This is a genomic window from Muribacter muris, from assembly GCF_001038205.1.
In the GTDB taxonomy this organism is placed as follows: Bacteria; Pseudomonadota; Gammaproteobacteria; order Enterobacterales; family Pasteurellaceae; genus Muribacter; species Muribacter muris.
Map to the genome: position 1 here is coordinate 83071 of NZ_JWIZ01000003.1, position 20285 is coordinate 103355.

Sequence of the window (20285 nt, forward strand, 5' to 3'; positions counted from 1 at the left end):
AGCGGTAGGTTGTTATGTTTAATTTGCAAATTATTCCGGTCGGGGCTTTTCAGCAAAATTGCAGCGTGATTTGGGACGACCAAAAAAATGCAGCGATTATTGATGCGGGCGATGAGGCAGACAAAATTATTCAGTTTGTTGAATCTCAGCAGCTCAAGGTTGAAAAACTGTTGATTACCCACGGGCATCTCGATCACATTATGGCGGTCGAGCCGTTGAAAGCCTATTTTGGTGTTGAGGTTTACGGCTCTCACTACGCGGATCAACCGCTTTTTGAGCAACTGCCTCAAATCTGCCAAAATTATGGCTTACCGGTGGTGAAAGGCTTTTTGCCGGATCACTGGCTGAATGAAGGCGAGCAAATTAAAGTCGGCGAGTTGCACTTTGAGATACGGCATTTGCCGGGACACGCACCGGGGCATATCGGCTTTTTTGATTTTGCCAATAAAATTGCCTTTAGCGGTGATGTGTTGTTCCAAAACAGCATCGGGCGTACGGATCTCTATCAGGGTAATTTATCGCAATTATTAGACACGATCCGCACCAAACTGTTTGATTTGGATGATGATTTTATTATCCTGCCGGGGCACGGCGCTCATACTACGATTGGGCGTGAGAAAAAAAGTAACCCATTTTTAAAGTAGATTAACTATGAAAAAACACCTTTCCCTTTTACTCGTTACCGCCGCATTTGGCTTAACCGCTTGTTCGTCATCCATCAATCCGGAAACGGGGCAGCGTGCCGATCCACTTGAACCGTTTAACCGTGCGATGTGGAAGGTTAATTACGAATATCTTGACCCTTATCTCTTAGAACCGGTGGCGAAAGGGTGGCGGGATTATGTGCCAAGTCCGGTGAAAACTGGCTTGGTTAATGTGGCGAATAACTTGGACGAGCCGGCCAGCTTTGTGAACCGTTTGCTTGAAGGGGAAGGGAAAAAAGCGATGGTGCATTTTACCCGCTTTTGGTTTAACTCAATTTTCGGTTTAGGTGGCTTGATTGATTTTGCCAGCCTAACCGATGATTTGAAGTTGGAAAACGGTCGCCGTACCTTTGGTGATACGCTGGGGCGTTATAATGTCCCAACGGGCCCTTATGTGATGCTACCGGGCTACGGGCCGGCAACGCCTCGTCAAGATCTCGGCGGGATTGTCGATACAGCTTATCCGACCCTTTCAATGCTGACAATGCCTTGGACAGTGGCAAAGTTCAGCGTGCAAGGGATTGATAAACGGGCGAAATTATTAGACCAAGGGGCATTGCTGAAACAGTCTCAAGATCCTTATACCACGTTCCGTGAGGCTTATTTCCAAAATCTGGACTTTAAAGTGAAAGACGGAAAAACGGATAATCAAGACGGCAAAGAGATATTGTCGGACGAAGAGTTAAAAAATATTGATTAAACTAAAAGCCCTCATTATTGAGGGCTTTGTTATGGATAATTAGCTAAATAGTTTGCCTAACACTGCTTTTGCACCTTGTTGCAATAACGCACCGGTATCAAGGCTAGCCAGATCTAACTGACCGTTCGGGCTGAGTGTATCGACAATTTTCGGCAAGTACTCGGAGAGTAAATTCGGCGCATCTTCTTGCGCAATACCGACTTCTTCGGCGGCGTTGTCAATGTTTTGCTTTCCGAAAATATCAAAGATTTGCGAAACGGAAATCGGTAAATTTTCACCATTGCCGATCCACGATTTGACGATTTGCTCTAAACCGCCTTGTTGAAATTTCTCAATTAAACCTTGCACGCCGCCTTGCGATTGTAGCAACGCTTGGATAAGTTGAATCGCTTTGTTTTGACCTTCACCACCGCCTAATACTGATGATGCCACTGAACCTAAAATGTTACCTAACATAAAATTCTCCATTATGATAAAAGTGCCAAATACCGAAACGTATTTTGCAAAAAATGTAAGCCTAACCGACCGCTTGTATTATCCACGGGCGGCAAAAATTTGACGTACCCGTTCAAGATCCGCTTGCGTATCGACCCCGACTGCCGGCGCACGTTTTGCCAGATCGAGATGAATTTTTTCGCCGTACCATAACGCTCGTAACTGTTCGAGGGACTCCAATTGCTCCAGTGCAGTCGGTTGCCAAGCGACATAACGCTTGATAAAGCCTGCCCGATAAGCATAAATACCGATATGGCGCAGGTAATTTTGGCGTTGTACAAATTCATCATCGCAATCAGGGAACGCATCTCGCCCGAACGGAATCGGCGCACGGGAAAAATAGAGTGCCATTCCGTGTTGGTCGGCGACAACTTTAACCGCATTCGGATTAAAAAGTTCCTCGGCAGTCGTTAATTTTACCGCCAGCGTTGCCATATTGACCTGATGGCGATCCAAATTTTCCGCCACCTGTGAGACAATCTCCGGTGGAATAAGCGGTTCGTCCCCTTGCACATTCACGATAATTTCATCATCAACGATCGCCATTTTTTCAATCACTTCTGCCAAACGCTCGGTGCCGGAATTGTGATGGGCAGAAGTCAAGGAAACTTCACCGCCGAATTGTTGAACGACATCGGCGATTTCGTGGTGATCCGTTGCCACAATCACCCGCATTGCGCCGGCTTGTTGGGCTTTCTCCCAAACGTGCTGAATCATCGGTTTGCCGGCAATATCCAACAGCGGTTTGCGTGGCAAGCGGCTGGAGGCGTAGCGGGCGGGAATAATCACACTAAATGGCATTGTAGCTCCTAGATGCGAGAGAGATCGAAACGTGTTAAGTCAATACGGTCTTCCGTACCGTAAAAACGGGCTAGGGCTTGGCGTAATTGCTCCGCCCGTTTCGGTAAACCCTTTTCGGCATACTGTTTGACTTGCTGGTAAACCGCTTGTTTGAAAGCGGAATTGTCGCCGGCATCGCCGGTTAAATTATCGCTGCTAGCAAAATAGCGGAAATTGGCGGCGGTGGCTAAAATCCACTCGATTGCTTGGGGTTTGACTTCCACCTGTTCAAATTCCCGCTGACGCTCGGCGGAACGCCCGTCCGGCTCGTACCAGTAGCCGAAATCCTCTAATTTACGGCGTGCTTCGCCGGCAACCAGCCAGTGAGCAATTTCGTGCAGACCGCTGCTATAAAAGCCGTGAGCAAATAAAATGACATTGTAAGGGCGTTCGCTTGGGGTGTTATTTTCGTCCAGAAACGCGGGAAGGTAGATCGGGTAGTCGCCGCCCCGTTCCAGCCGTGTGTTGTAGCTTTCGGCAAAGCAATCGTTAAAAATCGCGATTAAATCTTCGTAGCGATGAGCATCTTGGTGCATAAGGTATCCTTCGGTAATGCAAGCGGTTGGAACGTACCGTGTTAATGTAAATTAGTGAATAAATTCGACAAAACCGTCTATATTTTCCGGTTGAGTAGCAAGGGTAATGCCCTCTTGGTCGAGCGGCGAACCAATCATCACAAGAGCGACAATTTTATCCTGCTCCCGACAGGCTAATGCTTGGCGGAGTGCTGAACCGTTTACCCATTTATTGCTGATCCAACAGGTTTCAAACCCTTGCGCATTGGCGGCAAGCTGCATTGCATAGGTGGCACAACCGGCGGTGAGCATCTGTTCCCAAGCCGGCACTTTCGGGACATCTTTGGTGATTTTTGCGACCACGGCGATCACCATTGGCGCACGTCGGCTAAGTTTTTGGGCTTTCATTATCCCTTCTTCACCTAAACCAAATTCAACGGCGGCGGCTTCTAAGTAGTGGGCTAATTGAGTCATCCCTTGCTTTTCAAATACAAAAAATTGATAGGGTTTGAGGCGACCGTGATCCGGCACACGCAAGCCGGCTTGAATAATCTGTTTGGTCTGCTCGGCATTCGGAGCGAGCTCACCAAATTTTTTTGTGGAACGGCGGCGTTGTAAAAAATCTAACGTATCCATTCTGTCCTCTGGGTCAATGGTAAAAAATGCAGTTAGAATAGCATATTTTGTTAAATTTCGCCCTGTTTTGTGGTAGTTTAGGCACGGATTTTTCACGAGTGGAAGGAGTAGCAATGTTGAATGTGCTGAAAGGGCTTTATCAAGTTTTTCGGTGTATCCGTGAGTTTGTATTAAGCCTGTTTTTTATTTTGTTTGTGTTGGTTTTATTTGCTTTAGCCAGTGTAATGAGCGGCGGGGACAAGAAAAATGCCCCTATCATCATTGAACAGGGGGCATTAACCCTGAATTTGGACGGCTACCTTGCCGATAATCACGATGAATTTAGCGAGTTTAACCGCTTCATCAATGAAGAATTGACCGGTCAAAGAGAGCCGCTCAAAATTTCAACCTTTGATGTTGTCCAAGCGATCGCAATGGCGAAAACCGATGACAGAGTAAAAGGCTTAGTATTAGATCTGGCGTATTTCCACGGGGGCGATGTGCCGTCCTTGCAGTATATCGGCGAAGCGATCGAGGATTTTAAAACGGCACAAAAACCGGTGATTGCGGTGGGCAATTATTTCAGCCAGCAGCAATACTACCTTGCCAGCTATGCGGACAAAATCTACCTTAACCGTGCCGGATTTGTGGATTTACACGGCTTGAGCTACAGTAACCTTTATTTCAAATCCTTGTTCGATAAAATTGAAGCCGTGCCGCATATTTTCCGTTTCGGGACTTATAAATCGGCGGTCGAACCGTTTATGCGTAATGATATGTCGCCGGAAGCCCGTCAAAATGCACAGCTTTGGCTGGATAAACTGTGGCGGAATATGAGTCAAGATATAGCCGAAAACCGACATATTAAGGCGGAAAATGTCGTGCCGGAGACCGCCCGTTTTCTTGCCGAGTACAAAGCGGTAAAAGGCAATGATGCCCACTATGCGTTGAAGCAACAGTTGGTTACGGATATTTTAACCCAGCAGGAAATACAGAAAATTTTGGTGCAACACTTCGGCAAAAATAGCGAAGGAAGCTATAACAGTATTGATTTCTTCGACTATGTTAGCCAACTACCAAATCGCTTTGAAAAAGAGGGCTTGCACCGTATTGCTGTGATCAACGTTGAAGGGGCGATAATGACCGGCGACAGCGACGACCAAACCGCTGGCAGCGATACGATCGTGTCGCAGCTCAAAAAAGCCCGTCAAGATGACAAAGTGAAAGGCGTTATTTTACGCATTAACAGCCCCGGCGGCAGTGCGATGGCATCGGAGCTTATCCGTCAAGAAGTGGAAAATGTACAGAGTGCCGGCAAACCGGTGGTTGTGTCGATGGGCGGAATGGCGGCTTCTGGCGGCTATTGGATTGCAGCAACCAGCGATAAAATCGTGGCACAACCGACTACATTAACAGGTTCAATCGGTATTTTCGGATTGGCAGTTACCTTTGAGAAAACCGCGAAAAAACTTGGCATTAGCGAAGATGGCATTGCAACCTCGCCGTTAGCCAATCAATCTGCTTTCAAAACCTTGTCAAAAGAGCAGGGCGATGTGATACAAATCGGGATTGAAAACGGCTATCAACGCTTTTTAGATCTCGTCAGCCGTGGGCGGAAAATGACCACAGCGGAAGTGGATAAAATTGCCCAAGGTCAAGTATGGTTGGGAGAAAGCGCGTTAGAAAAAGGGCTGGTCGATAAACTCGGATCGTTTAACGATGCACACGAGCTGCTTATCGACCTAATCAACGAGAAACGCAAGGCGAAAGGGAAAGTGGCGATTGAGCGTTTCAACACCTATTGGATTGTAGAACAGCGAGATGATTTGCTCAGCCAACTGATGCGTGATTTTAAAGCCCAGATCGGCGGCAATATGGCGAGTTGGTTAGGCTTATCCGTGCCGAAAAAAATGGAAAGCCAACTCGGACAACTAGCGAAGTTTAACGATCCGCAAAGCCGCTATCTCTATTGCTTAAATTGCGGCACGCTGAAATAGCGACGCAAGCGGTCGGTTTGCCTATTGATTTTGCAAAAAACGGGCGTAACAGACCGCTTGCGATGCACAATTTTAGGGAATTGGGTGAGTTCGGCATTGCAAAACAGGCAATAGCCCTTTAAACTGCCCAACTTATTTTAGGTTTAATTCTCAGCAGAAAGACAATGACGGAAACAACAGCGAACCTTTCACTAGGTCAACAACTTAAAAATGCACGGGAAGCGCTTGGGCTTTCTATCGAAGAAGTTGCACAAAAAACCAATTTAAAGAAAAATCATATTGATGCCTTTGAAAATGATATTTTCATTTTACAAAATGTGCCGCCCGCCTTTGCCCGTGGTTATGTCCGCAATTATGTTCGCTTTCTACGTTTGCCGGAAAACCTGATCGATTCGGTTAATTACGGCGAGGTTACTATTCCTAAAGAGGTGAAACGGGCAGCGCCGATTAAAGTAGCAGCTAACCCTAGATCACAAAGCCGTTGGGTGAGAAATATTACTTGGCTGATTTTACTGGCGGCGGTTGGGATGACGCTGGCGTGGTGGTGGCAAGAGCATCAAAAAGATCAAGCCAGCCGTGATGCGTTAGTGAGTAACACTGAAATACCGGCAGTGCAGGTTCAGGATAATACCCAGTCAGTGCCGCCGGACACGGTGGCAGCAGCAGAAAATCAAACGGTTGCTCCGGCATCAAATAACAGCGAAAGCGAAGCCCACTCTCAGCCAAGTGCTAACGAGATTGTGCTTAATAATACGACACCTGCCCACGAAGCGACACAAACTGAGCCGGCAGAAAATGCCACCGAAGCCCCTCAAGCTGCCGAATCTACAACAGAGGAAAGTACGTCATCAGAGCCGATCAATGTGTTGCAACAACAGCCCGAGCAGGCGGAACAAACCGTTGCGAATAGCGAGCAACCCGAGGCAGCGGTTATTAACGATGAATTGCGGATCGAAATTGTTGGCGGGCAGAGTTGGATTACTGTGCGAGGTGCGAAAAACAAACGCTTAGCGGAGAAGCTCTACAATGCCGGTGAGGTGCTGACGTTTAATCATAATGAACAATACCGCCTAACTATCGGTGCGCCGGCAAACGTGAAAATTTATTACAAAGGGCAGCAAGTGCCATTAAAAGTCGATGGGCGTGTTGCACGTTTCAAATTACCTTTAGCAAACTAACTTGTTGAGTGGGAAAAATGTTAAAAGAAGTGCCGATTACTCGGCGTCAATCAACTAAAATTTATGTGGGAAATGTGCCTGTTGGTGGCGATGCACCGATTGCTGTGCAATCAATGACCAATACCCGCACCACAGACGTGGAAGCCACGGTTGCGCAGATTAAATCCCTTGAACGTGTCGGGGCGGATATTGTGCGGGTGTCTGTGCCGACAATGGACGCTGCCGAAGCCTTTAAGCTGATTAAGCAACAGGTGAATGTGCCGTTGGTGGCAGATATTCACTTTGATTACCGTATCGCCTTGAAAGTGGCGGAATATGGCGTGGATTGCTTGCGGATCAATCCGGGCAATATCGGCAAAGAGGAACGGATTCGGGCAGTGGTTGATTGCGCAAGGGATAAAAATATTCCGATTCGGATCGGGGTGAATGCGGGATCGCTTGAAAAAGATCTCCAAGAAAAATTTGGCGAACCGACACCGGAAGCGTTATTGGAATCGGCACTTCGCCACGTTGAGATCCTAGATCGTCTTAATTTCGATCAGTTTAAGGTCAGCGTAAAAGCCTCCGATGTGTTTTTAGCGGTCGAATCTTATCGCTTGTTGGCAAAAGCGATTAAACAGCCGATTCACTTAGGCATTACCGAAGCCGGCGGCGCTCGCGCGGGTGCAGTGAAATCAGCGATTGGCTTAGGGTTATTATTATCGGAAGGCATTGGCGATACGTTGCGGGTTTCCTTAGCGGCTGATCCGGTCGAAGAGATCAAAGTCGGCTTTGATATTCTGAAGTCGTTACGCATACGCTCCCGCGGTATCAATTTTATTGCCTGCCCGACCTGCTCCCGCCAAGAATTTGACGTGATCGGTACGGTGAATGCCTTAGAACAACGCCTTGAAGATATTATTACGCCAATGGACGTTTCGATTATCGGCTGCGTAGTAAACGGGCCGGGGGAAGCGTTGGTATCGGATTTAGGCGTAACCGGTAGCAACAAGATGAGCGGCTATTACCTTGACGGTGTCCGCCAGAAAGAGCGGTTTGAAAACGATAAACTCATCGACCAATTAGAAGCGAAAATCCGCGCCAGAGTGGCGGCGCAGCATCAGCGCATTGATGTTCAGCAACTTTAATTGCCGTAACAAGCGGTCGGATTGAACCATATTTTTGCAAATTTAGGAGTAAGCGTGTCAAAAACAATTCAAGCGGTGCGTGGAATGAATGATTTTTCACCCAACGAAACGCGATTATGGCAATGGTTGGAGCAAACTATCCGTGAAACCTTTGCCGGCTACGGTTATAGCGAAGTGCGTAGCCCGATTATTGAATCGACCCATTTATTTAAACGTGGTGTGGGTGAAGCAACGGATATTGTCGAAAAAGAGATGTTTACCTTTGCACGTGATGAAGAAAGCCTGACACTTCGCCCGGAAGGTACGGCGGGGTGCGTGCGTGCGGCGATTGAGCACGGTTGGATCTATAATCAGGAGCAGCGTTTGTGGTATATCGGGCCGATGTTCCGCTATGAACGCCCACAAAAAGGACGTTACCGTCAATTTCACCAAGCAGGCGTGGAAATTTTTGGGATTGCAAATGCCGAAGCGGACGCAGAATTGATTTTGCTCACTGCGCGTTTATGGGAAAAATTGGGGATTCGTCAGCACGTTAAATTGCAGCTCAATTCCATTGGCGACTTAGAGGTGAGAACCCGCTATCGTGAAGCATTAGTGGCGTTTTTACAACAGCATTTGGATGTTTTAAAACAAGATCCGGACAGTGAACGCCGTTTAACCACCAACCCATTGCGGATTTTGGATACCAAACATCAGGTACTCCAACAGGTGTTGAACGATGCACCGAAATTACACGATTTTTTAGATGATGAGTCGAAAGCCCATTTTAACCGTTTGTGCGAAATTTTAGATGCAATGGGAATTGCCTACGAAATCAATCAAAAATTGGTGCGTGGATTGGATTATTACAATAAAACCGTGTTTGAGTGGGTAACAGACGCACTGGGGGCACAAGGCACAGTTTGCGGCGGCGGTCGCTATGACGGCTTGGTCGCACAGCTCGGCGGACACGCAACCGAAGGGGTCGGCTTTGCAATGGGAATGGAACGCTTGGCATTACTTGTGCAAGAAGTGAACCCGACTATTGCCTTACCGAGAGCAGTGGATATTTATCTGGTGCATTCGGGCGAGGGTGCAGATTTAGCCGCGTTCCGCCTTGCCGAGACGATTCGTGATGCGCTGCCGACTTTGCGTGTAATGTTGCATACCAGCGGGGGCAATTTCAAAAAACAATTCAAACGGGCGGATAAATTGGGCGCAAAAATTGCGTTAGTGTTAGGCGAGAGCGAAGTCGCAGACAACACGGTCGTGATTAAAGATCTGTTCGGGCAGAGCGAGCAAGTTACCGTGGCACAAAGTACGCTCATCAACGAGCTTTCTGACCGTTTTTCACAGGAGTAAAAAATGAGCGATTATTTGAATAAAACCGAAGAACAGCAATTTGAAGAAGCCAAAAGTTGGTTTAAGCAAAACGGCACACCGATTTTAGTGGCAGTCTTGATTGCGGCGGCTGCTGGTTTCGGTTGGAATTATTGGCAGAAACATCAGCTTGAAACGGCACAGCAAACCTCTGCACAGTATCAGCAGGTGATGGAAAGCTATTTGCAAAATCCGGAGAAGAACGCCCCGCTTGCAGATAAATTTATCAGCGAACACAGCAACTCAAACTATGCAGTGTTTACGCAGTTAGAGCAGGCGAAACAGTTGGTAGCAAAAGGGGAATTTGAGACTGCCCGTCAATATTTAACGCAGGCGCTGGCTGCGACAAGTGATGCCACCTTGCAATCGGTGATCCGTTTTCGCTTAGCGGCGGTTGCTTATCAGCTCAATCAATTTGATGAAGCGTTGGAGATGCTTGCACCGATAAAAGATCAGGCGTGGTCGCTGCGGAAACAGGTTTTCAGCGGTGATATTTTACTGGCGAAAGGCGATAAAACAGCGGCACGCAGTGCTTATGAGCAAGCCAAAGCGCAGGCACAGCCTCAAGATCAGATGTTGATTGATATTCGCTTAAATAATTTATAAATAAAAAGGGCTACTTGAGTAGCCCTTTTCTTTCTTCGGATTATTTGACCAGTTGCATTAAGATACGGCGTACCGGCTCTGCAGCACCCCATAATAATTGGTCGCCCACGGTAAAGGCGGCAAGGTATTCTCCGCCCATCGCCAATTTGCGTAAACGTCCGACCGGAATGCTTAATGTGCCTGTTACTTTAGCTGGTGTCAGCTCACGCAGGGTACTTTCTTTGTCGTTTGGAATGACTTTGACCCATTCATTATGGGCGGCGATGATCTGTTCAATCTCGGCTAATGGCAGGTCTTTTTTCAGTTTAATGGTGAAGGCTTGGCTATGGCAACGCAATGCGCCGATGCGTACGCATAGACCGTCCACCGGAATCGGATTATCGCTTAGCCCAAGGATTTTGTTGGTTTCTGCGTAGCCTTTCCATTCTTCTTTGGTTTGTCCGGTTTCCGGCAAGAGTTTGTCGATCCACGGGATTAAGCTGCCGCCTAAAGCTGCGCCGAAATTATCGGTTGGGAAATCGTCAGCACGTATTTTTGCGGTAACTTTGCGTTCAATCTCTAAAATCGAAGCCGCAGGATCGGCAAGTTCTGCACTCACGCTTTGTTCTAATTGCCCCATTTGGCTGAGTAGTTCACGCATATTTTTTGCACCGGCTCCGGAGGCGGCTTGATAGGTGGCAACGGAGACCCATTCGACTAAATCTCGTTCAAATAAACCGCCGATTGCCATTAACATTAAGCTGACAGTACAGTTTCCGCCGACAAAGGTTTTAATGCCGTTTTTTAACCCTTCTGCAATCACGTTCTGATTGACCGGATCAAGCACGATAATTGCCTCTTTTTCCATACGCAAGGCGGAGGCGGCATCGATCCAATAACCGTTCCAACCGGTTGCTCTTAATTTGGGGTACACCTCGTTGGTATAGTCGCCGCCTTGGCAGGTAACGATGATGTCTAATTTTTGTAACTCGGCAATATCAAACGCATTTTTCAGCTCACCTGCGTCCTTGTTGCAAAAAATCGGGGCTTTTTGACCCGCTTGCGAAGTGGTGAAAAAAACAGGGTTGATGTTGGCAAAGTCATTCTCCGTAACCATACGATCCATCAACACCGAACCGACCATACCACGCCAACCGATAAAACCTACATTTTGCATTGTTACTCCTCACTCATTGAAGTTGTGTTTTTTAATAGAAAGGCTGATAAATACAAGATTTTCAACCGAATTGCAATCAATTTTTGTGCCTTTATCGCAGAGATTTCAAGGCGGCGAAAAGCAACGGCAGAAATCTTGACACGAAACAAATGATTTTCTTCATTGATGAAAATAAATACGAATATGATTGAAGAAATTGCTTATCGGAGCTGTTTTTATCGTGTTTTTAACTTCGTTTTGTAGTAAAGTTAGCAATGTTTTGCGGTAAAGGGATGCCGTTAATAAATGAATTTATTTAACTATTTGATTTTTAAGAGGAACTTACTATGTACTCAAAAGATGTAACCATTATTGCACCAAACGGCTTACACACTCGCCCAGCGGCAGAGTTTGTAAAAGCAGCAAAAGGCTTTGCTTCTGATGTTACGGTAACATCGGGCGGTAAAAGTGCCAGTGCGAAGAGCTTATTTAAGCTTCAAACATTGGGTTTAACTCAAGGTACGGTAATCACAATTTCAGCTGAAGGTGAAGACGAGCAAAAAGCGGTGGATTTCTTAGTGGATTTAATCCCAACCTTAGAATAGTTTTCCCGTTGAACATAACGACTTTGTTAGGCTTAATCAAGCGTCAGCAAAGTCGTTTTATGTTATTTTAGCTTAACTCATTACCCTCAAGTAAGGATTAAATTATGATTACAGGTATTGCGGCTTCACCGGGGATTGTTTTCGGTAAAGCCCTCGTTCTCAAAGAAGAGCCGATTGTCCTTAATACGCAAAAAATCACAGCCGATCAAATTGAGACGGAAAAAGCGAAATTTTTTGCCGGTCGTGAAAAAGCGGCGGCACAATTAACTGCAATCAAAGAGAAAGCCAGACGTACCTTAGGCGAAGAAAAAGAAGCCATCTTTGAAGGTCATTTAATGATCTTAGAAGATGAAGAGCTAGAGGAAGAAATTTTAGCTTATGTGGAAGAGCATTTAGTCACGGCAGATGTTGCAACACATAAGATCATTGAAATGCAAGCCTCTATGTTGGCTGAAATTGATGATGAATACTTAAAAGAGCGTGCCGGTGATATTCGTGATATCGGTAACCGCTTGCTACGCAATATTTTAGGTATGCGTATTATTGATTTAGGCGATATTCAAGAAGAAGTCATTCTCGTGGCTTACGATTTAACCCCTTCTGAAACCGCACAACTGAATTTAGATAAAGTGTTAGGTTTTGTAACCGATATTGGCGGTCGCACCTCTCATACCTCAATTATGGCACGTTCCCTTGAGTTACCGGCGGTGGTCGGCACTAATAACGTAACCACATTAGTCAATAGCGGCGATACCTTAATTCTTGATGCGATCAATAATGAAGTACATATCAATCCGTCTGTCGAGCAATTAGCGGCGGCTGAGGCGTTGCAAAATAAAGTCGCCGAAGAAAAAGCGGAATTAGCTAAATTAAAAGATTTACCTGCGGAAACCTTGGACGGACACCGTATTGATGTGGCGGGTAATATCGGCACAATCCGTGATGTGGACGGCGTATTGCGTAACGGCGGCGAGGCGGTAGGTTTATACCGTACCGAATTCTTGTTTATGGATCGCGACCATCTGCCAAGCGAAGAAGAACAATTCCGAGCCTACAAAGAAATTGTGGAAGCAATGCAAGGTAAGTTGGTTGTCTTGCGCACAATGGACATTGGTGGCGATAAAGAGTTACCGTATCTTGATCTACCAAAAGAGATGAACCCATTCTTGGGCTGGCGTGCGGTGCGTATCGGCTTGGTTCGCCGTGAAATTTTAGACACCCAATTACGTGCGGTCTTGCGGGCATCAGCCTTTGGGCAATTAGCGGTAATGTTCCCGATGATCATCTCGGTGGAAGAGATCCGTGAATTAAAAGGGATTATTGCCGAGCTAAAACAGCAGTTGCGTGATGAAGGTCAAGCTTTTGATGAAAATCTGCAAATCGGGGTAATGGTTGAAACGCCGTCTGCGGCAGTAAATGCCCGTCATCTTGCCAAAGAGGTCGATTTCTTCAGTATCGGCACTAACGATTTAACCCAATATACCCTTGCGGTTGATCGTGGTAACGAAATTATTGCTCACCTTTATAACCCTCTGACACCATCCGTATTAAACTTGATTAAGCAAGTGATTGATGCCTCTCACGCCGAGGGCAAATGGACGGGTATGTGTGGCGAGCTTGCCGGTGATGTGCGTGCTACGGCGTTATTACTGGGAATGGGATTAGACGAATTTAGTATGAGTGCTATTTCCGTACCGCACGTCAAAAAATTAGTGAGAAGTATTCACTATGCGGACGCTAAAGCACTTGCCGAGCAGGCATTAGCACAACCAACGGCAGCCGATATTGAAAAACTGGTGAATGACTTTTACCAAAATTTGAACTAATTCAGATACAAAATTAAAATTCTCGTATAAAATATGCGGGAATTTATTCATTGAGTAATGGAGACTAAATTATGGGAATTTTTGACAAATTATTCGGTGGCAAAAAAGATGCTGCACCGAAAGAAGTGAAAATTTATGCCCCGCTTTCAGGTGAAATTGTAAATATTGAAGATGTGCCTGATGTGGTTTTTTCCGAGAAAATCGTTGGTGATGGTATTGCAATCCGCCCGAATGGCGACACTATCGTTGCACCGGTGAATGGGGTGATCGGTAAAATTTTTGAAACCAATCACGCTTTCTCCATTGAATCGGAAGACGGGATCGAACTTTTTGTTCACTTCGGTATTGATACTGTCGAGCTAAAAGGCGAAGGCTTTACCCGTATTGCTGAAGAAGGTCAGAAAGTGAAAGTCGGTGATCCGATTATCAAATTTGACTTAGCGTTATTGTCAGAAAAAGCAAAATCGGTCTTAACGCCGGTTGTGATTTCAAATATGGATGAAATCAGCAACTTGCAAGAATTGTCCGGCGAAGTGGTTGCTGGCGAGAGCGAAGTGTTATCATTAGCAAAATAATCACTTTATTTAATTGGCAAAACCACGACAAAAAGTCGTGGTTTTTGTATTTATTATGCTAAAATGTCGCCGATTTTCAGCGTAAAGGGCATACTCTTTACGCTTTTATTTTTAACTGATTGAACAAGATGATTGAGAAAATGGCACAGAAATTACATATTAAAACTTGGGGCTGCCAAATGAACGAGTACGACTCGTCCAAAATGGCGGATTTACTCAACAGTACGCACGGTTTTGAACTGACCGAAAATGCCGAAGAAGCAGATGTATTATTACTGAACACCTGCTCGATTCGGGAAAAAGCCCAAGAAAAAGTATTCCACCAGCTTGGGCGTTGGAAAAATTTCAAAAAGAATAAACCGAATCTCGTGATCGGGGTCGGCGGTTGTGTGGCTTCGCAAGAAGGCGAACATATCCGCCAGCGTGCGCCCTTTGTCGATATTGTGTTTGGGCCGCAAACCTTGCACAGATTACCGGAAATGATCAATCAAATCCGTGGCGGAAAAAGCTCGGTAGTGGACATCAGTTTCCCGGAAATCGAAAAATTTGACCGCTTGCCTGAGCCTCGAGCAGAAGGGCCGACTGCCTTTGTCTCGATTATGGAAGGCTGTAATAAATATTGCTCATTCTGTGTCGTGCCTTACACGAGGGGGGAAGAGGTCAGCCGTCCGGTTGATGATATTTTATTTGAAATTGCCCAACTTGCCGAGCAAGGCGTTCGGGAGGTCAATTTGCTCGGGCAAAATGTGAATGCCTACCGTGGAGAAACTTTTGACGGCAATATTTGTACGTTTGCGGAACTCTTACGTTTGGTGGCGGCGATTGACGGTATCGACCGCTTACGTTATACCACCAGCCACCCGATTGAATTTACCGATGATATTATTGAGGTTTATCGTGATACGCCGGAGCTGGTGAGCTTCTTACACTTGCCGATTCAGAGCGGAGCGGATCGGGTTCTGACAATGATGAAACGCAACCATACAGCATTGGAGTACAAGGCGATTATCCGTAAATTACGTGAGGCTCGCCCGAATATTCAAATCAGCTCAGATTTTATTGTCGGTTTTCCGGGTGAAACGGCGGAAGATTTTGAACAGACAATGAAAATCATCGAGCAAGTGAATTTCGATATGAGCTTTAGCTTTATTTACTCGGCACGTCCTGGCACACCAGCGGCGGATTTGCCTGATGATGTGAGCGAAGAAGAGAAAAAAGAACGTCTTTACCGCCTGCAACAACGGATTAACCACCAAGCAATGCAGTTTAGCCGCTTAATGCTTGGCACAGAACAACGTATTTTGGTGGAGGGGCCGTCCAAAAAGGATTTGATGGAGCTGACCGGACGCACAGAAACAAACCGTATTGTCAATTTCCAAGGGACGCCGGAGATGATCGGCAAATTTGTCGATGTCAAAATCACTGATGTTTACACCAACTCACTGCGGGGAGAAGTTGTGCGTACCGAAGATGAAATGGGGCTACGGGTGATTGAATCCGCCCAAAGCGTCATTAACCGCACTCGCAAAGAGGACGAACTCGGCGTGGGTAAATATGTGGTGAATTTATAATCGCTTTTGTTGTGAATGTACAAAATAGCAGAGAATGTGAAGGACGCCGTTTGGCGTCCTTTCTTTTTTGGTTTTATGCAGCGTAAATATGAGATCTTGAGCTTGATGAGTAAGCCTTATTTAAATGGTTCGGATACCTATCATATACACCTGTCGTTCGATCTTATATCGGTTTTGGGGCTAATCGCAAATGGGCTAGCAACTGTCAATATAAGAACGTTTGATATTACCAAATTTTCACTTAAGAGACTGCTTGTCAGCAGTTACAAGCGGGCTGTTTTGGGGAAAAATATGCAAATTATTTTTGAATTAAATAGCGAATGGTCGGGCCGTCTTGTTCAATCAATAGCACTTGGTAGCCGTGATTTTTGGCATCAATGGGAATAGTGTTGATCGACTGGGGGCAGTCGCTAATAATTTCTAAGATCTCACCGCTTGCAAGGGTTGGCATTACCTCAAGGGTGGCGACCGCAGGGTAAGGGCAAGGCTCGCCGGTCATATCCAGCCGGTAGGTCGGTATCATTTCGCTAGATTGGTGTTGTTCCAACATAATCATTTCCTTATTTTGCCATACGTTTTTGTAGGATACGTTGCTCCCACCAAAGCACTAAAATGAGGGAGAGAATGAGCAGCGCATAATTTGCGACTAAGCCGCCGATTGTACCGAGAGGATTGAGCAGATTGATTTTATCGTAATTGAGTGCAAGGTGTGGGGCAATATCGTCCCAAACCAGTGCGAGCAAGGTTGAACCGATGATATTGCCCAACCCGACCCACATATAATGCACCTGACCTTCAACGGCACGGTACATCCAGCCCGTTTCGCAGCCGCCGGCTAACACAATGCCGAAACCGAACAATAGCCCGCCGAGAATGGCATTCGGGCCTGCCCACATAATTTTCGGTTCAAGCCCAATCGCAATATAGCTATACACCCCCAGCGTGCCGACCATTACGCCATAAATAATCGCTTTGAGCATTGTGGTACGGCCGCTGATAAACAGATCCCGAAAGGCAGAGGTGAAACAGATCTGCGCCCGTTCAATCAGCAATCCGAAAGCTAAGCCGCACAACATCGCAAAGCCGAGCTTCGGCGAGTTAAACAGAGTAAACATTGCCCACGCCAAGAAGATGAAAAAGACCACCATTCCAAGCCGAAAACGGCGTTTGGCTTTATCGGGATCTTGCCTTAATGGTTGCTGGGCATTCACCTTCACCATTTTAATCGGAATGCGGAACATTGGCAGCAGTGAGCATTTTGCCCCAAAATAACAGCCGATTGCTGAGGCAAGCGTAAATAGCCAAGCGTGGAGGGAAAATTGCGGAATACCAGTGAAAAAAGACGCCAAATTACACCCCATTGCCAAACGTGCGCCAAAGCCGGCAATGATGCCGCCAATCAAGGCTTGTACTATGCGGATTTTGTGGGCGGAACGGCGAAATTTAACATTATTCGCCCAAAGCGCGGCAGAGAGGCAGCCGGCAAACATTCCCACAATCATCAAACCGTCAATGCGGGTAAAGACCGAACCCTCTAAGCCGACCAGTTGAAAATAGCCCCAATCGCTGACATCAATCCCGACAAATTCGAGAATCTCACCGCCCCAGCGGGTAAATTCGCCCGTAACCGCCCAATAGGTGCCGGTTAAGCCGAAATAGTAAGCAGACAGTATGCCCGCTGCAATCACCGCAGGCACAGGCTGCCAAAATTTAATCAGAAAATCGTGTTTAAAACGCTGCCAAATCATACAAAGTCCTTATAAACTGATAAAAGATTGAATGAATTAAGGCAAAGTTGAGAGGTAAACTAAGTGAACAGACGGCGTGTTTTGTCATCTCTTTACACACAAAACCTTGCGATATAATGAAATGGTTCAAAAACCGCCGTTATTCTAGCAATATCACCCCGCAAAATAAAGCGTGCAAGCGGTGGCTTTCTGTTAGAATTTTGCAAAATCAATGAAGAGGAAAAATGATGCAAAAATTACTGTTTATTTTAAATACTGCGCCGTACGGCAATGAAACATTTTTCAGCGGCTTACGCCTTGCGTTACAAATTCAGGAATTGCAGCAGGCGGATATTCGATTGTTTTTGATGTCCGATGCCGTTAATGCCGGCTTGGCGAAACAAAATCCGAGCGAAGGCTATCACTTGCAACAAATGCTCGAAATTCTCACCGCCCAAGGTGCATTGGTGAAATTATGCAAAACCTGCACCAACGCCCGTGGTATCACCCATTTAGCGCTGGCTGACGGTGTAGAAATCGGCACATTGGCAGAACTCGCCGACTGGACACTCTGGGCGGATAAAGTGCTGAATTTCTGATTGGTAAAAATGATCGAAAACAGACCGCTCGCTTTCAACAAGCGGTCTGTTTTTTCAAAGAATATGCAAAATAGTCTATTTTAAGTCCCGGTCATCGACACCGATTAGCAGATAATTGCCGTCAATATCTGCCAAACTTCTGAAGCCGATGTTGAAAATATCGCAGGCTTTGTTGCGGTTGATTGGGCGGTAATCAAAATTGTCGTGATGATGACCGTGGAAGATCTTTTGTACGCCCATTTTGCGTGCCAGTTGGTTGATAACGGCAAAGCCTTGCGGGTGCGGGCGGGGCGCTTCGTGGCTGATGAGAATATCCGCCTTTTGTTGTTCAAGATTTTCCAAATCCGCCGGAAAGATTGAGGTGCGGTGGCGCAGAGGCACGCCGCCTCGCCAGATGCGTTCTTGCGGGGCATATTGGCAGTAGTGAATGTGGTCGAAAAACATCGGGCGGTGCGGCGGCATCCAAATATGCCCACGAAACACGCCGCCGAGCCCGGCGATTTTAGTGCCTTGTATCTCCACGACACGCCCGTGCAGGTTGCGTGATTTCCATTCACTGCCCCAAATCGCATCAAAAGCGGCAACGGTTTTGCTGTCGTGATTGCCGTGGATAAACCAAATATCGCAATGCTGAGCTAATTTGTCCAACTCGGTCGGGGTGGTTAATTGTAAATCCCCTAAAATAATCAGGGCGACATTGTCGTGTGCCTGAACGAAGGGGTAAAGGTGGGTGTAGCTGCCGTGAGGATCACCCGCAAACAGTATCATTTTTTATTCTCGTTATGGGTTTTAAAGGTTAAAGGAATCGGTTCGTCATTTAAAATCGCTTCGACCACTTCTTTGGTTTGATTATAGCGGTCTAAATAGCTTGGTGATTCAATTTCAATATAAGGCACATTGTATTTTTCCAACAGTTTTTTGAGAAGTTGTTGAAAACGTTGGCGTTGTTTAGCCGAGCCGAGACTACGCAAGCCGTCATCTACCCATTTGGTATTATTGGAGAGCAGAATGGTAACGTCAAACGGGTACTCTTTAATCATCGAATCCAAAAACGGGTGCGGTTTGCCCTCGTATTGAATACAAAAGGCTTGAGTAGTGATGTAATCCGTGTCGATAATCGCCACTTTATGCGCGTGCTTCATCGCATAATCCACATAGCGTTTATGCCCGAGCGCCATTTGCGGATAGTCGGAATATTGCATCGCTTGTTCGTTGCCGCCTAACTCTTTGAACACAAATTCACGCCCGTATTCCCACGCTGATGTGGTGTTGAACACGTTGGCAAGTTTGCTGACTAATACGCTTTTGCCGCTGCTTTCACCGCCTAAAATCGCAATGGTTTTGACGAAGAACGGACGTACTTCTTTCGGGATAAAACGCCAATACTGGAACGGCTGATTGCGAATTTTAGTGGCGGATACGTTGAACGAATGGCGTTCGGGATCGACCAAATGCACCTCTAAATTCAAATAGGTTTCGTAGGGGGCTTTATCTTGAATTTCGCTGCTAAACACAATGGTCGGCTGAATATTTTTCTCGACAAACAAGGCTTTAACCCGATTTGCCCAGCCTTCCCAGCCGTTCGGGTAGCTTGGAATGCCGTCTTCGACAAGATGATGAATAAAAATTTGTTTTTGCTGATATTTGAAAATCTGCTGCATCCAGCGCAGGCGATCTTCGTTTGTCGGCATCCGTTTCATTTTGCTGTCGTGGAATAATTGCAGATCCCGCTCGGTATCGGTACAAACGATAACGTGTAGCATATCCACCTTACTAAAGGCTTCGTAAATCATATTGATATGCCCCGTATGCACCGGATAGAATTTGCCGAAAATCACGCCGACCCGCTGATGAGGCTGCTCAATAATATCCAAGACGTTATGCAAGGCTTTGAGTTTGCTCGCTCCGGGATTTTTTATTTTGCCCGTTACCAGTTGGTTAAAGTAAGCACGGGTTACGCCGGCTTGCTCGCACACGTCATTGACTTTTAATTTTAATTGCTTGCGTTTTTGTTGTAGGTAAGCAAAATCGGTCATAGGGTTATCCTCGAAAAGTTTACGCAATAATAGGTGAAAATCGGGATTTTGTCATTTTTTTAGGGGCTGTACTAG

At 46.2% G+C, this 20285-nt stretch carries 21 protein-coding genes; 12 read left to right on the forward strand and 9 right to left on the reverse strand.

Annotated features, from left to right (window positions below; all coding sequences use genetic code 11):
• Positions 1-14: 14 nt before the first annotated feature.
• Both RO21_RS01030 and RO21_RS01035 read left to right on the forward strand, forming a co-directional pair.
• A complete protein-coding gene (locus RO21_RS01030; RefSeq protein WP_047975940.1) occupies positions 15-644 on the forward strand; it encodes an MBL fold metallo-hydrolase in 630 nt (209 codons plus the stop codon).
• A gap of 7 nt (positions 645-651) precedes the next feature.
• Positions 652-1404, forward strand: a complete 753-nt coding sequence (locus tag RO21_RS01035; protein WP_047975941.1) for an MlaA family lipoprotein — start codon at positions 652-654, stop codon at positions 1402-1404.
• A 39-nt stretch (positions 1405-1443) separates the two neighbouring features.
• On the opposite strand, the gene RO21_RS01040 is transcribed toward RO21_RS01035, so the two are convergent.
• The 4 genes from RO21_RS01040 to RO21_RS01055 all read right to left on the reverse strand — a co-directional run bounded on the left by RO21_RS01040 (position 1444) and on the right by RO21_RS01055 (position 3890).
• A complete protein-coding gene (locus RO21_RS01040) occupies positions 1444-1860 on the reverse strand; it encodes a YidB family protein (RefSeq protein ID WP_047975942.1) in 417 nt (138 codons plus the stop codon).
• Between the two features lie 78 nt (positions 1861-1938).
• Positions 1939-2700, reverse strand: a complete 762-nt coding sequence (gene kdsB / locus RO21_RS01045; protein ID WP_047975943.1) for a 3-deoxy-manno-octulosonate cytidylyltransferase — start codon at positions 2698-2700, stop codon at positions 1939-1941.
• Positions 2701-2708: 8 nt separating this feature from the next.
• Entirely contained in the window at positions 2709-3275 is a 567-nt protein-coding gene (locus RO21_RS01050) for an elongation factor P hydroxylase (RefSeq protein ID WP_047975944.1), read from the reverse strand.
• A gap of 51 nt (positions 3276-3326) precedes the next feature.
• Positions 3327-3890: an NAD(P)H nitroreductase gene (locus RO21_RS01055; protein WP_047975945.1), complete on the reverse strand. Its 564-nt coding sequence runs from the start codon at positions 3888-3890 to the stop codon at positions 3327-3329.
• Positions 3891-4003: 113 nt separating this feature from the next.
• Between RO21_RS01055 and sppA the strand changes: the two genes are divergently transcribed.
• The 5 genes from sppA to RO21_RS01080 all read left to right on the forward strand — a co-directional run bounded on the left by sppA (position 4004) and on the right by RO21_RS01080 (position 10136).
• Positions 4004-5866 carry a signal peptide peptidase SppA gene (gene sppA, locus RO21_RS01060; protein ID WP_047975946.1) on the forward strand — a complete coding sequence of 621 codons (1863 nt, stop codon included), beginning with the start codon at positions 4004-4006 and terminating at the stop codon, positions 5864-5866.
• 164 nt (positions 5867-6030) lie between these two features.
• Positions 6031-7044 (forward strand): RodZ domain-containing protein, encoded by a 1014-nt coding sequence (locus RO21_RS01065; RefSeq protein ID WP_047975947.1) that lies wholly within the window; start codon positions 6031-6033, stop codon positions 7042-7044.
• A gap of 17 nt (positions 7045-7061) precedes the next feature.
• Entirely contained in the window at positions 7062-8171 is a 1110-nt protein-coding gene (ispG, locus tag RO21_RS01070; protein WP_047975948.1) for a flavodoxin-dependent (E)-4-hydroxy-3-methylbut-2-enyl-diphosphate synthase, read from the forward strand.
• Positions 8172-8225: 54 nt separating this feature from the next.
• Positions 8226-9512 carry a histidine--tRNA ligase gene (gene hisS / locus RO21_RS01075; RefSeq protein WP_047975949.1) on the forward strand — a complete coding sequence of 429 codons (1287 nt, stop codon included), beginning with the start codon at positions 8226-8228 and terminating at the stop codon, positions 9510-9512.
• Positions 9513-9515: 3 nt separating this feature from the next.
• Positions 9516-10136, forward strand: a complete 621-nt coding sequence (locus RO21_RS01080; protein ID WP_047975950.1) for a YfgM family protein — start codon at positions 9516-9518, stop codon at positions 10134-10136.
• Between the two features lie 40 nt (positions 10137-10176).
• On the opposite strand, the gene asd is transcribed toward RO21_RS01080, so the two are convergent.
• Positions 10177-11292: an aspartate-semialdehyde dehydrogenase gene (gene asd / locus RO21_RS01085; protein WP_047975951.1), complete on the reverse strand. Its 1116-nt coding sequence runs from the start codon at positions 11290-11292 to the stop codon at positions 10177-10179.
• A 326-nt stretch (positions 11293-11618) separates the two neighbouring features.
• Here asd and ptsH point away from each other — a divergent pair, with 326 nt between their 5' ends.
• From ptsH to miaB, 4 genes are all read left to right on the forward strand, one after another.
• Complete coding sequence (gene ptsH / locus RO21_RS01090) at positions 11619-11876, forward strand: phosphocarrier protein Hpr (RefSeq protein WP_047975952.1); 258 nt, start codon at positions 11619-11621, stop codon at positions 11874-11876.
• Positions 11877-11980: 104 nt separating this feature from the next.
• Positions 11981-13702 (forward strand): phosphoenolpyruvate-protein phosphotransferase PtsI, encoded by a 1722-nt coding sequence (ptsI, locus tag RO21_RS01095; RefSeq protein WP_047975953.1) that lies wholly within the window; start codon positions 11981-11983, stop codon positions 13700-13702.
• Between the two features lie 71 nt (positions 13703-13773).
• Positions 13774-14277: a PTS glucose transporter subunit IIA gene (gene crr / locus RO21_RS01100; protein WP_047975954.1), complete on the forward strand. Its 504-nt coding sequence runs from the start codon at positions 13774-13776 to the stop codon at positions 14275-14277.
• Positions 14278-14417: 140 nt separating this feature from the next.
• Positions 14418-15848: a tRNA (N6-isopentenyl adenosine(37)-C2)-methylthiotransferase MiaB gene (gene miaB, locus RO21_RS01105; RefSeq protein WP_047975965.1), complete on the forward strand. Its 1431-nt coding sequence runs from the start codon at positions 14418-14420 to the stop codon at positions 15846-15848.
• Positions 15849-16146: 298 nt separating this feature from the next.
• On the opposite strand, the gene yedF is transcribed toward miaB, so the two are convergent.
• Positions 16147-16404, reverse strand: a complete 258-nt coding sequence (yedF, locus tag RO21_RS01110; protein WP_206539761.1) for a sulfurtransferase-like selenium metabolism protein YedF — start codon at positions 16402-16404, stop codon at positions 16147-16149.
• A 4-nt stretch (positions 16405-16408) separates the two neighbouring features.
• Positions 16409-17596: a selenium metabolism membrane protein YedE/FdhT gene (yedE, locus tag RO21_RS01115; RefSeq protein ID WP_047975956.1), complete on the reverse strand. Its 1188-nt coding sequence runs from the start codon at positions 17594-17596 to the stop codon at positions 16409-16411.
• Between the two features lie 227 nt (positions 17597-17823).
• On the opposite strand from yedE, the gene RO21_RS01120 reads away from it, so the two are divergent.
• Entirely contained in the window at positions 17824-18174 is a 351-nt protein-coding gene (locus tag RO21_RS01120) for a DsrE/DsrF/TusD sulfur relay family protein (RefSeq protein WP_047975957.1), read from the forward strand.
• 75 nt (positions 18175-18249) lie between these two features.
• On the opposite strand, the gene RO21_RS01125 is transcribed toward RO21_RS01120, so the two are convergent.
• A complete protein-coding gene (locus RO21_RS01125; RefSeq protein ID WP_047975958.1) occupies positions 18250-18942 on the reverse strand; it encodes a metallophosphoesterase family protein in 693 nt (230 codons plus the stop codon).
• Positions 18939-20210 carry a multifunctional transcriptional regulator/nicotinamide-nucleotide adenylyltransferase/ribosylnicotinamide kinase NadR gene (gene nadR / locus RO21_RS01130; RefSeq protein ID WP_047975959.1) on the reverse strand — a complete coding sequence of 424 codons (1272 nt, stop codon included), beginning with the start codon at positions 20208-20210 and terminating at the stop codon, positions 18939-18941. The genes RO21_RS01125 and nadR overlap by 4 nt, the downstream gene beginning before the upstream one ends.
• Positions 20211-20285: the final 75 nt, after the last annotated feature.